Genomic DNA, 14176 nt, shown 5'->3' on the forward strand with positions numbered 1-14176 from the left:
GGTCTCGGGAAAGCGCTTTCCAGGGTGAACCTAGAGCGGGAAGGCCGAGCAGGTCAAGGGCCCGGGACCCGGTAGCCTTCCCCTCACACGGCGAGAACCCGAGACCGGCCGGAACGGAGTGGTGCGACCATGGCGGTGACCCTGGGCCAGGTGGCCCGTCATGCGGGGGTCTCCCTGGCGACGGCCTCCCGCGCCCTGAACGGCTCGGCCCGCACGGTGGGCGACGGGCTCGCCGCCCGGGTCAGGGCCAGCGCCGAGGAGCTCGGCTACCTCCCCAACGCCCCGGCCCAGGCCCTGGCCAGGGCCACCACGGCGACCATCGGGGTGCTGCTGCACGACATCGCCGACCCGTACTTCGGCGCACTCGCCAAGGGCGCCACCGACACCGCGGCCGACGCCGGGCTGCTCACCATGGTGCTCAACACCGGCGGGGACCCGGAAGTCGAGCTGCGCTGCATCCGGATGCTGCACGCCCAGCGGGTCCGGGCGATCGTGCTGGCCGGCTCCGGTTACACCGACCCCGCCGCCACCGCCGCGATCGACGCCGCGCTGGCGCTCTACCGCGCGGAGGGCGGCGCCGTCACCGCCGTGACCGACCACGGGGCCGAGTACGACACCGTGCTGCCCGACAACCGCGGTGGCGCGGCGGCGCTCACCCGGGCGCTGCTGGAGCAGGGATACCGGCGGCTGGCCGTGGTCTCCGGACCCGAACGGTTCCGGGTCTCGGCGGAACGGCTCGCCGGTGTGGCCGACGCGCTGGCGGAGGTTGGACTGACGCTCGATCAGATGCCGCAGGAGCGCACCGAGTTCAGTCGGATCGGAGGGCGGGATGCGGTCGGACGACTGCTCGGCCGACTGCCTGGCGCCGAGGAGCGTCCCGAGGTGGTACTGGCGCTGTCGGACGTCTGCGCGGTCGGCGTCCTGGCGGAGCTGCGCGAGCGCGGGATCGACGTCCCGGGCGGGATCGCCGTGGCCGGCTTCGACGACATCCCGCTGGCGGCCGACCTCGCCCCGGCGCTGACCACGGTCGGGATGCCGCTTCAGCGGATGGGCGCGGAGGCGGTCGGCCTGGCGCTGAGCCGACAGGACGAGGACGCGTCCGCCCCGGCCCGGACGGTGCGGCTGCCGGTCGCGCCCACCCTGCGGGCCAGCACCGGGACGCCGTGACCACCCTTGACCCGCGCTGGCCGTGGTCCTTAGCGTTAGCCCCGGAAAGCGCTTCCCCAGTCGTTCGACCGCTTGGAGCCGTCCCCGCCATGCCGCCCCTCCCCCGCGTCCTGCTGTTCACCCGCACCGCCGGCTTCCGCCACGACTCCATCCCGGCCGGGATCGCCGCACTCGGCGAACTCGCCGCCGAGCAGGGGCTGGAGCTGACGGCGACCGAGGACCCGGGCGCGTTCACCGGGGCGGGTCTGGCCGGGACGATCGCCGTGGTGTTCCTGTCGACGACAGGAGAAGTGCTCACCGACGAGGGCCGCAAGGCCCTGGAGCAGTTCCACTCGGCCGGCGGCGGCTTCCTCGGCATCCACTCGGCCGCCGGCACCGAGTACGACTGGCCCTTCTACGGCGAGCTGCTCGGTTCACGCTTCCACGGCCACCCGGCGCCGCAGCCCGCCGCGGTCACCGTCGAGGACCGCGGCCACCCGGCCACCGGGCACCTTCCCGAGCGCTGGGAGTGGACCGACGAGTGGTACGACTTCCGCAGCCCGCCCCGGGCCGGCGCCGGGGTGCGGGTGCTGGCCACCGTCGACGAGAGCCTCTACCAGGGCGGACGGATGGGCGCGGACCACCCGCTGGTCTGGTGCCGTGAGCCCGAGGGCCGCGGCCGCAGCTTCTACACCGCCCTCGGCCACTACGACGCCGCCTACGCCGCCCCGGCCTTCCGGGCCCATCTGCTGGGGGCACTGCTCTGGGTCTGCCGTCTCAAGGACTGAAGTCTTTCGCGCTCCTTGGCGGTGCAATGGCAACACCAGGTTCTGGTTAGGGTGGGACCCGTGACCAGCAGCCCCGCACCCGAGCCCGGTGCCAGCCCCTTCGCCGACCGTGCGGACGACCGTGACGCCGCGCCGCAGTTCGTGCTGCCGCTGGTGGTACGGATCGAGCGTGCCGAGCCGCCCGCGCACACCGACGCCCTGGAGACCGCCGCCCGGGCCGTGCTGTCCCTGCTCTCGGACCAGCGCACCACCGCGGTGGACGGCGAGTGGGCCGAGCGGGTGCACGCCTGGGAGGACGCCCGGATCCGCAAGGTGGTGCGCCGGGCCAGGGGCGGCGAGTGGCGCAAGGCTCAGGAGCTCGACGGGTTGACGGTGACCGGCAAGGCCGCCGAGGTGCGGGTGTTCGTGCCGGTGCCGCTGGACGGATGGCCGAAGGAGCTGGCGAAGCTCCAGGTCTCCGGCACCGAGCTGGACGATCCCGAGCCGCCGGGCCCGGCCGACCCGGGGGTCCCGGTGCTGTGGTTCAACCCCGAGGTGCGGATGTCCACCGGCAAGTCCATGGCGCAGGCCGGCCACGCGGCCCAACTCGCCTGGTGGGCGCTGACGGCCGATCAGCGTGCGGACTGGCGCGAGGCCGGATTCCCGCTCGCGGTCCGCACCGCCGCCCCCGAGCAGTGGGGCGCGCTGGCCGCCGCCGAGGAGCTGCCGATGGTGCGCGACGCGGGCTTCACCGAGGTCGCCCCGGGCTCCTGTACGGTGGTCGCCGACCACCCGGCGCTGCGCCGGAGTTGAGCGCTGCACAGCAGTACGGCAGGGAGAGCGACCCATGGAGTTCGACATCGTCCGGCGCGGATACGACCGGGGCCAGGTCGACGCCTATGTCGCCGCCGTACTCGGCACCGGCGCCGAGCCGACCGGTTTCCGCGGCTTCGACCTGACCCGCCGCGGCTACGACCGCGTCGCCGTCGACGCCTGGATCAGCGCCCAGAGGGCAGCTGCGGCGCAGGCGGACTAGGCACAGCCACCGAGCCCCTTCCAGCTGCCGGGTGACCGGTGCACGATCGCTCCCGGTGACCGTGAGGTGGGATCAGCCCCCCACGGCCCCCGTCGGAGCGCTTCTGCATGCCCATCGACGACTCCCCGCAACGCCCAACCCTGCGCGATCCATTGACGGAGCCATGGCGTCTCTGTAACTTCCTGCTCGATAGCCGCAAAATATTGTCACTACAACTTCAGGCCGTGAGACACCGCCTGCAAATTCTAGTGAACTCACCCTCAGCCCCCACCCACGTGCGCCAGCCACGAGCAGAGGACGAGCATGCGCAGAAGCAGAAGCAGCGGCGGCAGCGACAGAGCCAGGAGCAGCACCGCGCGGACCACGCGGGTCAGGACCGTGGTCCTGACCCTGATCGGACTGCTGGTCTCCATGGTTCCGGTGCTGAACCTGGTGCCGGCGTCCGCCGCGGGCAGCAACCTGGCCCTCGGGAAGACCACCAGCGCCAGCAGCTCCAACGGCCAGTACGTCACCGGCAATCTCAACGACGGGAACCAGGACAGCTACTGGGAGAGCTCCGGCTCGTTCCCGCAGTGGGCCCAGGTCGACCTGGGTTCGGCGACCTCCGTCAACCAGGTGGTGCTGAAGCTGCCCAGCAGTTGGGGCGCCCGCAGCGAGACGCTGTCCGTGCAGGGCAGTACCGACGGGTCCACCTTCTCCACCGTCGTGGCCTCGACCGGGTACACCTTCGACCCGTCGACGTCCAATGTGGTGACGATCAACTTCGGTGCCACCAGCACGCGTTACGTCCGCATCAACATCACAGCAAACACCGGCTGGGCGGCCGGACAGCTCTCCGAGCTGGAGGTCTACGGCAGCGGCAGCGGCGGCACGTCCACCGACCTGGCGCTCGGGAAGACCATGAGCTCCAGCGGCGTCAGCCAGAGCTATGCGGCGGCCAACGCCAACGACGGCAACCAGGCGACCTACTGGGAGAGCACCAACAACGCCTTCCCGCAGTGGCTGCAGGTCGACCTCGGCGCGTCGGTCAGCGTCAGCAAGCTGGTGCTCAAGGTTCCGGCCGACACCAGTTGGGCGACCAGGACCGAGACCCTGACGGTCCAGGGCAGCAGCGACGGATCGACCTTCTCCACGCTGGTCCCGTCCGCCGGGTACACCTTCGACCCGAGTACCGGCAACACCGCGACGATCAACTTCACTGCGACGACCACCCGTTATGTGCGGATCAGCATCACCGCCAACACCGGCTGGCCGGCCGGGCAGATATCGGAGTTCGAGGTCTACGGGCCGACGACCGGCGGCGACACCACTCCGCCGAGCGCTCCGACCAACCTGGCCTACACCCAGCCGCAGAGCGGTCAGATCGGGCTGACCTGGGGTGCCTCCACCGACAACGTCGGCGTCACCGGCTATGACATCTACGCCGACAACTCCCTGCTGACCAGCGTCGCGGGCAATGTGCTCAGCTACACCGACACCCAGCCCGCCAGTGCAACGGTCAGCTACTTCGTGCGCGCGCACGACGCCGCCGGGAACCAGTCGGGCAACAGCAACACGGTCACCCGGACCGGGCAGAGCGGCGACACCACCCCGCCGACCGCGCCCACCAACCTCGCCTACACCCAGCCGCAGTCCGGCCAGATCGCCTTGACCTGGACCGCCGCCACCGACAACGTCGGCGTCACCGGCTATGACATCTACCGCAACGGGGCGCTGGCCACCAGCGTCGGCGGCAGCACCCTGACCTACACCGACGCGCAGCCGGACACGGCCACCGTCTCGTACTACGTCAAGGCGCACGACGCGGCCGGGAACCAGTCCTCCGCGTCCAACACGGTCACCCGTACCGGCAGCGGCGGCGGGACCGGCAGCAACCTGGCCGTCGGCAAGCCGATCACCGGCACCGCCAACACCTTCACCTACGCCCCGGCCAACGCCAACGACAACGACCTGACCACCTATTTCGAGGGCTCGACCTACCCGAGCCAGCTCACCGTGAGCCTGGGCGCCAACGCTGACGTCTCGTCGGTCGTGGTCAAGCTCAACCCCGATGCCGCCTGGTCCACCCGGACCCAGACCATCGCCGTGCTCGGACGCGAGCAGAGCGCGACCGGCTTCACCACCATCGCCGCCGCGCAGACCTACACCTTCAACCCCAGCACCGGGAACAGCGTCTCCATCCCGGTCAGCGCACGGGTCTCGGACGTCGAGCTGAGCATCACCAGCAACAGCGGCGCCCCGGGCGGGCAGGTCGCCGAGTTCCAGGTGATCGGGACCCCGGCGCCCAACCCGGACCTGGTGGTCAGCTCCTCCTCCTGGACGCCGACCTCCCCGGTGGAGACCGACCCGGTCACCGTGTCCGCCACGGTGAAGAACTCCGGTACGGCCGCCTCGGGCGCGACCAACGTCAACTTCTACCTGGGCAGCACCAAGGTCGGCACCGCCGCCGTGGGCGCGCTGGCGGTCGGCGCCTCCAGCACCGTCTCGGCGAACATCGGCACCCGGACCGCCGGCAGCTACCCGCTGACGGCCAAGGTGGACGAGGCCAACACCGTCATCGAGCTCAACGACGGCAACAACAGCTACACCAACCCGACCAACCTGGTCGTGGCCCCGGTGCAGTCCTCGGACCTGGTCGCCGCGGCGGTCAGCTCCAGCCCCGGAACGCCCTCCGCCGGAAACACCGTCACCTTCTCGGTGACCCTGAAGAACCAGGGCACGGTGGCCACCGCCTCCGGCGCGCACGCCATCACGCTGACCCTGCTGGACAGCAACAACAGCGTGGTCAAGACGCTGAACGGCTCCTACAGCGGCAGCCTGGCCCCCGGCGCGACCGGCGCCCCGGTCACCATGGGCACCTGGACCGCCGTTAACGGCAAGTACACCCTGCACACAGTCATCGCCATCGACGCCAACGAGCTGTCGGTCAAGCAGGCCAACAACATCAGCGACACCCCGTTCTACGTCGGCCGCGGCGCCAACATGCCGTACGACGTGTACGAGGCCGAGAACGGCATGATCGGCGGCGGCGCGGCCGTCGTCGGCCCCAACCGGACCATCGGCGACCTGGCCGGCGAGGCGTCCGGCCGCAAGGCGGTCACCCTGGACAGCACCGGCTCCTACGTCCAGTGGAACACCACCGACCCGACCAACACCCTGGTCACCCGGTTCAGCATCCCGGACGCGCCCGGCGGCGGCGGCACCACGGCCACCCTGGACGTCTACGTCAACGGAACCTTCCTGCAGACCATCACCCTCGACTCCAAGTACGAGTGGCTGTACGGAGCCGAGACCGGTCCCGGGAACGACCCGAGTGCGGGATCGCCGCGTCACGTCTACGACGAGGCGCACATCATGCTCAACCAGACGGTGCCCGCCGACAGCGTGATCAAGCTGCAGAAGGACGCCGCCAACACCTCCCAGTACGCGATCGACTACATCAACACCGAGAACGTCGCACCGGTCGCCAACCCCGACCCGGCCACCTATGTCACCCCGGCCGGCTTCGGACAGCAGGACGTGCAGAACGCCCTGAACCAGGTCGCCAACGACACCACCGGCAAGCTGGTGGGCGTCTACCTGCCCGCCGGGCAGTACCAGACCACCAGCAAGTTCCAGGTCAGCGGCAAGGCGATCAAGGTGGTCGGCGCCGGTCCCTGGTACACCCAGTTCAACGCCCCGACCACGCAGGACAACACGGACGTCGGCTGGTCCGTGCAGTCCAGCGCCAACGGGTCCTCGTTCTCCGGCTTCGGCTGGTTCGGCGACTACACCTCCCGCATCGACGGGCCGGGCAAGGTCTTCGACCTGACCGACGTCTCCAACCTCACCATCGACAACATCTGGATCGAGCACCAGGTGGTCGCGATCTGGGGCACCCATGTGACCGGCCTGACCGCCACCAACATGCGGATCCGCGACACCTTCGCCGACGGCATCAACCTCACCAACGGCAGCTCGGGCAACCTGGTCAGCAATGACGAGGCGAGGTCCACCGGCGACGACAGCTTCGCGCTGTTCGCGGCCCAGGACCACAACTCCTCGGACCTGACCGGCAACACCTTCCAGAACCTGAGCGCGCTCACCCCGTGGCGCGCGGCCGGCGTCGCCGTCTACGGCGGCGAGAACAACACCCTGCAGAACCTGTACGTGGCCGACACGCTCACCTACGCGGGCATCACCATCAGCTCGCTGAACTTCGGCTACCCGTTCCAGGGCTTCGGCACCCAGCCGACGACCATCCAGAACGCCTCGCTGGTACGCGACGGCGGGCACTTCTGGAACGGCCAGGTGTTCCCGGCGATCTGGGTCTTCTCCGCGACCCAGCCGTTCCAGGGGATCAGGGTGAACAGCGTCGACATCACCGACCCGACGTACTCCGGAATCATGTTCCAGACGGACTACGTGGGCGGCGCGGCGCTGAACCCGGTCAAGGACACCGTCTTCACCGACGTGTCCATCACCGGCGCCCAGCAGAGCGGTGACGCCTACAACGCCAAGTCCGGCTACGGCATCTGGGCCAACCCGCTGCCCGAGTCCGGACAGGGCCCGGCGGTGGGCACCGCGGTCTTCAACCACCTCACCGAGAGCAACAACCACATCGACATCGAGAACACCACGTCCACGTTCACCATCACCGTGAACCCGTAGGCACGGCCCGACCGAAGGTGCGTGGGCGCCCCCAGTGGGGGTGCCCACGCACCATTGCTTATACCAACTAAGGTTCATAAAATGATCGTGTGCGTGCATCCGACAGCCTTCCCCTGAGTCCCCGCTACAAGTGGGTCGCGCTGTCCAACACCACTCTGGGCGTCTTCATGGCGACCCTGGACGCCTCGATCGTGATCATCGCGATGCCGGCCATCTTCCGCGGGATCGGGCTCGATCCGCTGGCGCCCGGGAACATCAGCTACCTGCTCTGGCTGATCATGGGGTATCTGCTGGTCACGGCGGTGCTGGTGGTCGCCCTCGGCCGACTCGGGGACATCTACGGTCGGGTCAGGATCTACAACCTGGGCTTCGCCGTGTTCAGCGCCACCTCGCTGGCACTCTCCCTGGACCCGCTGCACGGCTCCGGGGGCGCGCTGTGGCTGATCGGCTTCCGTATCCTGCAGGCCGTCGGCGGCGCGATGCTGATGGCCAACTCCGCCGCGATCCTCACCGACGCCTTCCCCGCCGAGCAGCGCGGCACGGCCCTGGGCGTCAACCAGATCGCCGGGCTCGCCGGACAGTTCCTCGGCCTGGTCGCAGGCGGGCTGCTGGCCACCGTGGACTGGCGGGCCATCTTCTGGGTCAATGTGCCGATCGGCATCGTCGGCACGGTCTGGTCCTACCGCAGCCTGCGCGAGATCGGCACCCGGCGCTCGGCCGGGATCGACTGGGCCGGCAATCTCACCTTCACCTGCGGCGCGCTGGCGCTGCTGGCGGGCATCACCTACGGGATCCAGCCCTACGGCGGCCGTCCCACCGGGTGGACCAACCCCATGGTGCTCGGCGTACTGGGCGGCGGGGTGCTGCTGCTGGTGGTGTTCGGGCTGGTGGAGACCAGGGTCGCCGATCCGATGTTCCACCTGGGACTGTTCCGGATCAGGGCCTTCGCGGCCGGCAACGCCGCCTCGCTGCTGACCGCGATCGCCCGGGGCGGGCTGCAGTTCATGCTGATCATCTGGCTGCAGGGGGTCTGGCTGCCGCTGCACGGCTACGCCTACGAGGACACCCCGCTGTGGGCCGGGATCGCGCTGATCCCGCTCACCGCGGGCTTCCTGATCGCCGGGCCGATCAGCGGCCACCTCTCCGACCGCTTCGGCGCGCGCGCCTTCGCCAGCGGCGGCCTGCTGCTGATGGCCGCCTCCTTCGTGGGACTGCTGTTCCTGCCGGTCGACTTCTCCTACCCGGTGTTCGCCGTCGTCGTCTTCGCCAACGGCATCGGCCAGGGCATGTTCTCCGCGCCCAACACCTCCGCGATCATGGGCAGCGTGCCGCCCGAGCGGCGCGGGGCGGCCTCCGGGATGCGGGCCACCTTCCAGAACTCGGGGATGTCGCTGTCCATCGGCATCTTCTTCTCACTGATGGTCACCGGGCTGGCCGGCAGCCTGCCGCAGACCCTCGGCGCGGGACTGCAGGGACAGGGCGTGCCGGCCTCGGTGGCCGGTCCGGTCGCCTCGCTGCCGCCGGTCTCCACGCTCTTCGCCGCCTTCCTCGGCCAGAACCCGGTCGGCCACCTGCTGGCCCCCTCGGGCGTGCTGAAGACCCTCCCCCGGCACAACGCCGACACCCTGACCGGCACCCAGTTCTTCCCGCACCTGATCTCCGGCCCGCTGCACCAGGGGCTGACCGTGGTCTTCCTGGCGGCAGCGGCCATGGCCGTGGTCGCCGCGACCGCTTCGCTGCTGCGCGGCCGCGACACCCGTCGCGAGGGCCGGGACGGCGCGGACGGCTCGCCTCGGACGGCGTCGGTCCGGGATGATGCTGCGCACCAGGCCTGATCGGCCGCGCTCGCAGCACGCCGTCCGCAGGAGGAGCCCTCCGCCATGTTCAAGCCCGACGCACCGGTCGACCCGGCTGACCGGCATGCCAAGCACCACCCCGTGGTCCTGGCCCATGAGGCCCGGCGAGCCTCGGACGTCCAGGTGCGGATCGCCGACTGGATCACCCGGTTCGCCGGGTCCATGCTGTTCGTCTACATCCACGCGGTGCTGTTCACCGTGTGGATGCTGTGGGTGGAACGCAGCCCCTGGCCGACGCTGACACTGGTGGTGTCACTGGAGGCGATCTTCCTGTCGACCTTCGTGATGATCGGTCAGAACCGCCAGGCGGCCTTCCAGCAGGCCAAGGCCGACCATGACTTCGTCGAGCAGGAGCTGGAGCTCAAGACCAACACCGAGCTCACCCGGGCGATCCACGCCATGACCACCGAACTGCACCGGCGGCTGGTGGACCGGCAGGGGGACGGCGGGTGACCCCTCGCCCCGTCCCCCTGCCCGCTCCGCGGGCTCAGCCCTGGCCCAGCACCGAGCCGACCAGGTCGCGGGCCTCCTGCTGGACCCGGGCCAGATGGTCCGGCCCCTGGAAGCTCTCGGCGTAGATCTTGTAGACGTCCTCGGTGCCGGACGGCCGGGCGGCGAACCAGGCGGAGTCGGTGCAGACCTTGAGGCCGCCGATGGCGGCGTCGTTGCCCGGGGCCCGGGTGAGCACGGCGGTGATCGGCTCGCCGGCCAGCTCGCCGGCGGTGACCTGCTCGGACGAGAGGGCGGCCAGGGCCGCCTTCTGCTCGCGGGTGGCCGGCGCGTCCACCCGGGCGTAGGCGGGGGCGCCGAAACGGTCGGTGAGGGCCGCGTAGTGCTCGGAGGGGGTGCTCCCGGTCACCGCGGTGATCTCGGAGGCGAGCAGCGCCAGCAGGATCCCGTCCTTGTCGGTGGTCCAGGTCGAACCGTCGCGGCGCAGGAAGGACGCCCCCGCCGACTCCTCGCCGCCGAAGGCGACGCCGCCGTCCATCAGCCCCTCGACGAACCACTTGAACCCGACCGGCACCTCGACCAGCTTCCGGCCGAGGTCGGCGGCGACCCGGTCGATCATCGACGAGGAGACCAGGGTCTTCCCGATGCCGGCCCCCTGCGGCCAGTCGGCGCGGTGGCGGTAGAGGTAGGAGATGGCGACGGCCAGGTAGTGGTTGGGGTTCATCAGCCCGGCGTCCGGGGTGACGATGCCGTGCCGGTCGGCGTCCGCGTCATTGCCGGTGGCGATCCGGTACTCGTCCCGCCGGGAGATCAGCGAGGCCATCGCGTACGGGGAGGAGCAGTCCATCCGGATCTTTCCGTCCCAGTCCAGCGTCATGAACCGCCAGGTCGGGTCGGTCTCCGGGTTGACCACGGTGAGGTCGAGCCGGTGCTGCTCGGCGATCCGGCCCCAGTAGGCGACCGAGGCCCCGCCCAGCGGGTCGGCGCCGATGCGGATGCCCGCGTCCCGGACCGCGTCCAGGTCCAGCACGGAGGGGAGGTCGGCGACATAGGAGCCGAGGAAGTCGAAGCGGCCGGTGGTGTCGGCGGCCAGCGCCCGGGTGTACGGGATGCGGCGGACCTCGGACATGCCCTTCTCGATCAACTCATTGGCGCGGTCCTGGATCCAGGAGGTCGCGGCGGAGTCGGCCGGGCCGCCGTGCGGGGGGTTGTACTTGAATCCGCCGTCGCCGGGCGGGTTGTGCGAGGGGGTCACCACGATGCCGTCGGCCAGGCCCGCCGCGCTGTTCGGGACGCCGCGCCCCCGGTTGTGGGCGACGATGGCGTGTGAGACGGCGGGGGTGGGGGTGTAGCCGTCCTCGCTGTCGATCAGGACGGTGACTCCGTTGGCGGCCAGCACCTCCAGGGCGGTGGCCCGGGCCGGCTCGGACAGGGCGTGGGTGTCGATGCCCAGGTACAGCGGTCCGGTGGTCCCCTGCCTGGCCCGGTAGTCGCAGACGGCCTGGCTGGTGGCGGCGATATGGGCCTCGTTGAAGGCGGTGCCGAAGGAGGAGCCGCGGTGGCCCGAGGTGCCGAAGGACACGCGTTGGGCCGGGTCGGCGAGGTCCGGGGTGAGCGAGTAGTAGGCGGTCACCAGTCGGGCGACGTCCACCAGGTCACCGGGCTGGGCCGGCTGGCCGGCTCGATCGTGCACCATCACTGCTCCTTCGTCCGTACTGTCGGTCGGGCGTCCTGTACCGCTCCATCATGATCGCTCAGGGCGGGGGGCGGTGCCCCGACATCATGCCCGTTGTCCGGATGTTCGACCCCGGCAGCACCCGGCGGATGGTAGTGGGGGCCCGGTGCGGAGTCGTGGGAACCCACAGGATTGCCGCCGATCGCCGCGCAGCGCTGCCGGTTGGGGCATGGTGGAATCTGCAGCTGTCGCCAATGTGCTTGATCTGCAAGGGAGATGACCTTGCGTCAGTCATGTTCGCGGCAGTCGGGGGACCATCAGGAACCACCCTGACCCGAGGAGCCCCATGACGTCCCACGCCCGGCACCGCCGCCCGAGCGGCGGCCGCACCCCGAGGACCGCGCTGGTGATCGCGGCCGGCGGTGCGACGGCCGCCCTCCCGATCCTGGGCGCCGCCGCCGCGCAGGCCTCGCCGCCGGCGCCCGCGCACACCAGTACGACGGACCGGGCTGCGGTCGGGAGCGCCCTCGTCCGGGCCGTGGCCCCCGCCGGACGCAGCGTGGTCCACACCGTCCGCCCCGGCGAGAGCCTGTCGCTGATCGCGCGGGAGCTGCAGGCCACCGGCGGCTGGAAGGAGCTGTACGCCGAGAACCGGGCAACGGTCGGAGCCGATCCCGACCTGATCCGACCGGGCCAGCGACTGCTGGTCCCGGTGGGCGGCAGCCCCACGCCGAAGCCCGCCGCCGCAGCTCCCGCTCCCGCCACCACCAGCTCCGGCACCGCCACCGCCACCGGCACGAAGTCCTCCACCACGGCCGCCCCCGCCGCCGCGATGGCCCCCGCAGACACCGCCGCGCCGTCCCCCGCCGTCGCCGCCACCGTCCCCGCCACCGGCAGCACTCCCAAGCCTGACGGGGTCTCCGGCTCCTGGACCCTCGCCTTCGACGACGAGTTCAACGGCACCGCTCTGGACCGCACCAAGTGGAACACCGGCTGGTTCGGCAGCGGCGTCACCGCCCCGGTCAGCTCCTCGGAGCAGCAGTGCTACGACCCCGCCCGGGTCAGCGTGCACGACGGCACCCTGCACCTGGACGCGACCGCCACGAGCGAGCAGTGCGGCGGCGGGACGAAGCGGTTCAGCTCGGGGATGGTCACCACCAACGGGCTGCACCAGTTCACGGACGGCTTCTTCGAGGCCGGCATCTACCTCCCGGCCGCCCCCGACGGCAGCGTCGCGGACTGGCCCGCGTGGTGGACCGACGGCCAGAGCTGGCCCGCCGACGGCGAGATGGACATCATGGAGGGCCTGTCCGGGTCGACCTGCTTCCACTACCACGACCCCTCCGGCGGCCCCGGCGGCTGCGCGAACGTGGGTCCGGGCCGGCACACCTTCGGCGCCGACCGCGAGAACGGGAAGGTCACCTACTACTACGACGGCCACGACGTCGGCACCACCTCGACCGGCGGGGTGACCGCGCCGCAGTACCTGATCCTCAACAACGCGGTGGGCGGAGCAGGCGGCACCAGCGCCCCCGCGGATCTCCAGGTGGACGATGTCAGAGTCTGGACTCGCGGATAACCCTGCTCTGACCAGCACACTTCCTCTCAGTTCGACCCGGATGCAGCAGATCGCACACGGAGACGAGAGGATACCCGGGTGTCTACCGACCTGCCGGTACCGCCCGGCTCCGATGAAGCTCCCGTGAACTCGCGGGAGAGTGCGTCAAAAGGCGTGCGCACCCCGAAGGTCCGGCGCCTCAGGTGGCGCTGGCGCTCGACCTGGCAATGGGAGATCCTCCTTGTCGTCTACGCCGTCTACGACGGGAGCCGGCTCCTGGTCCACGGCAAGCAGGACGTCGCCGAGCAGCACGGCCGCGACATCCTCTCGGTCGAGCGGCACCTGGACCTGAGCCCTGAGCACTGGCTGAACCACGCCTTCTACAACAACGCCTGGCTCGGCATACCCGCCGACTACATGTACGCCACGCTGCACTACATCCTCACCGTGGCCGTGCTGTTCTGGCTGTGGAAGTTCCACCGCGAGCACTACCGCCAGGCGCGTACCTGGCTGGGCCTGACCACCATGCTCGGCCTGGTCGGCTTCATCGTCTTCCCGACCGCGCCGCCGCGGATGCTGGGCGGGGCCTACGACTTCGTGGACACCCTGGCCGAGCACGCCTCCATCGGCTGGTGGGGCGGCGGCGGCGGTACGCCCAAGGGCTTCGGCGATGTGACCAACGAGTTCGCGGCGATGCCGAGCCTGCATGTCGGCTGGGCGCTGTGGTGCGGCCTGCTGCTGTTCCGCTACAGCGGCTCACGGGTGGTGCGCATGCTCGGACTTGCCTACCCGGCCGTGATCACCATGGTGGTGATGGGCACCGCCAACCACTATCTGCTCGACGCCGTCGCGGGCGTCGGGGTGACCCTGCTGGGTCTGTGGGCCACCGGCCCGCTGCTGCGGCTGACCGGCCGCCTGCGCCGCCGCGGGGGCGGCGCAGGCAAGGTCGCGGCAGCCCATCTGCCGTCGCAGCGGACGCCGCAGGACTCGCTGGCGGAGAACCTGGAGGCGGGTGTGCGCCGGGGCTGATGCGGCGTC

10 protein-coding genes are annotated in these 14176 nt (G+C 70.7%); 9 read left to right on the top strand and 1 reads right to left on the bottom strand.

The genetic code is table 11. The features are described 5' to 3' along the window. The first annotated feature begins 129 nt into the window (after nt 1-129). The 7 genes from TR46_RS13370 to TR46_RS13400 all read left to right on the top strand — a co-directional run bounded on the left by TR46_RS13370 (nt 130) and on the right by TR46_RS13400 (nt 9908). The gene (locus tag TR46_RS13370) at nt 130-1167 is read left to right on the top strand and encodes a LacI family DNA-binding transcriptional regulator (protein ID WP_042399198.1); all 1038 of its coding nucleotides are present in this window, start codon (nt 130-132) and stop codon (nt 1165-1167) included. A gap of 89 nt (nt 1168-1256) precedes the next feature. Next, a complete protein-coding gene (locus TR46_RS13375) occupies nt 1257-1934 on the top strand; it encodes a ThuA domain-containing protein (protein WP_042399200.1) in 678 nt (225 codons plus the stop codon). 60 nt (nt 1935-1994) lie between these two features. After that, complete coding sequence (locus tag TR46_RS13380) at nt 1995-2726, top strand: peptidyl-tRNA hydrolase (protein WP_042399202.1); 732 nt, start codon at nt 1995-1997, stop codon at nt 2724-2726. Nucleotides 2727-2760: 34 nt separating this feature from the next. Then, nucleotides 2761-2949, top strand: coding sequence for a hypothetical protein (locus tag TR46_RS13385; RefSeq protein ID WP_042399204.1), 189 nt, complete (start codon nt 2761-2763; stop codon nt 2947-2949). A gap of 303 nt (nt 2950-3252) precedes the next feature. Further along, nucleotides 3253-7599, top strand: coding sequence for a discoidin domain-containing protein (locus tag TR46_RS13390; protein WP_439654358.1), 4347 nt, complete (start codon nt 3253-3255; stop codon nt 7597-7599). A gap of 167 nt (nt 7600-7766) precedes the next feature. Then, complete coding sequence (locus TR46_RS13395) at nt 7767-9434, top strand: MFS transporter (protein WP_084718451.1); 1668 nt, start codon at nt 7767-7769, stop codon at nt 9432-9434. A gap of 45 nt (nt 9435-9479) precedes the next feature. Continuing rightward, entirely contained in the window at nt 9480-9908 is a 429-nt protein-coding gene (locus TR46_RS13400) for a DUF1003 domain-containing protein (protein ID WP_042399207.1), read from the top strand. Between the two features lie 34 nt (nt 9909-9942). Here TR46_RS13400 and pgm read toward each other — a convergent pair whose 3' ends face one another. Beyond that, nucleotides 9943-11601 carry a phosphoglucomutase (alpha-D-glucose-1,6-bisphosphate-dependent) gene (gene pgm, locus TR46_RS13405; RefSeq protein ID WP_042399208.1) on the bottom strand — a complete coding sequence of 553 codons (1659 nt, stop codon included), beginning with the start codon at nt 11599-11601 and terminating at the stop codon, nt 9943-9945. Between the two features lie 325 nt (nt 11602-11926). Between pgm and TR46_RS41020 the strand changes: the two genes are divergently transcribed. Both TR46_RS41020 and TR46_RS13420 read left to right on the top strand, forming a co-directional pair. After that, nucleotides 11927-13159 carry a LysM peptidoglycan-binding domain-containing protein gene (locus TR46_RS41020; RefSeq protein ID WP_052432761.1) on the top strand — a complete coding sequence of 411 codons (1233 nt, stop codon included), beginning with the start codon at nt 11927-11929 and terminating at the stop codon, nt 13157-13159. A gap of 153 nt (nt 13160-13312) precedes the next feature. Continuing rightward, complete coding sequence (locus TR46_RS13420) at nt 13313-14167, top strand: phosphatase PAP2 family protein (RefSeq protein WP_063770586.1); 855 nt, start codon at nt 13313-13315, stop codon at nt 14165-14167. Nucleotides 14168-14176 lie beyond the last annotated feature (9 nt).

This window comes from Streptacidiphilus carbonis, from assembly GCF_000787775.1.
Taxonomy (GTDB): domain Bacteria; phylum Actinomycetota; class Actinomycetes; order Streptomycetales; family Streptomycetaceae; genus Streptacidiphilus; species Streptacidiphilus carbonis.

Bases quoted from the DNA above. Each gene is read 5' to 3' on its own strand.
- TR46_RS13370 (WP_042399198.1), top strand. From the start codon at position 130: ATGGCGGTGACCCTGGGCCAGGTGGCCCGTCATGCGGGGGTCTCCCTG.
- TR46_RS13375 (WP_042399200.1), top strand. From the start codon at position 1,257: ATGCCGCCCCTCCCCCGCGTCCTGCTGTTCACCCGCACCGCCGGCTTC.
- TR46_RS13385 (WP_042399204.1), top strand. From the start codon at position 2,761: ATGGAGTTCGACATCGTCCGGCGCGGATACGACCGGGGCCAGGTCGAC.
- TR46_RS13390 (WP_439654358.1), top strand. From the start codon at position 3,253: ATGCGCAGAAGCAGAAGCAGCGGCGGCAGCGACAGAGCCAGGAGCAGC.
- TR46_RS13395 (WP_084718451.1), top strand. From the start codon at position 7,767: ATGGCGACCCTGGACGCCTCGATCGTGATCATCGCGATGCCGGCCATC.
- TR46_RS13400 (WP_042399207.1), top strand. From the start codon at position 9,480: ATGTTCAAGCCCGACGCACCGGTCGACCCGGCTGACCGGCATGCCAAG.
- pgm (WP_042399208.1), bottom strand. From the start codon at position 11,601: ATGGTGCACGATCGAGCCGGCCAGCCGGCCCAGCCCGGTGACCTGGTG.
- TR46_RS41020 (WP_052432761.1), top strand. From the start codon at position 11,927: ATGACGTCCCACGCCCGGCACCGCCGCCCGAGCGGCGGCCGCACCCCG.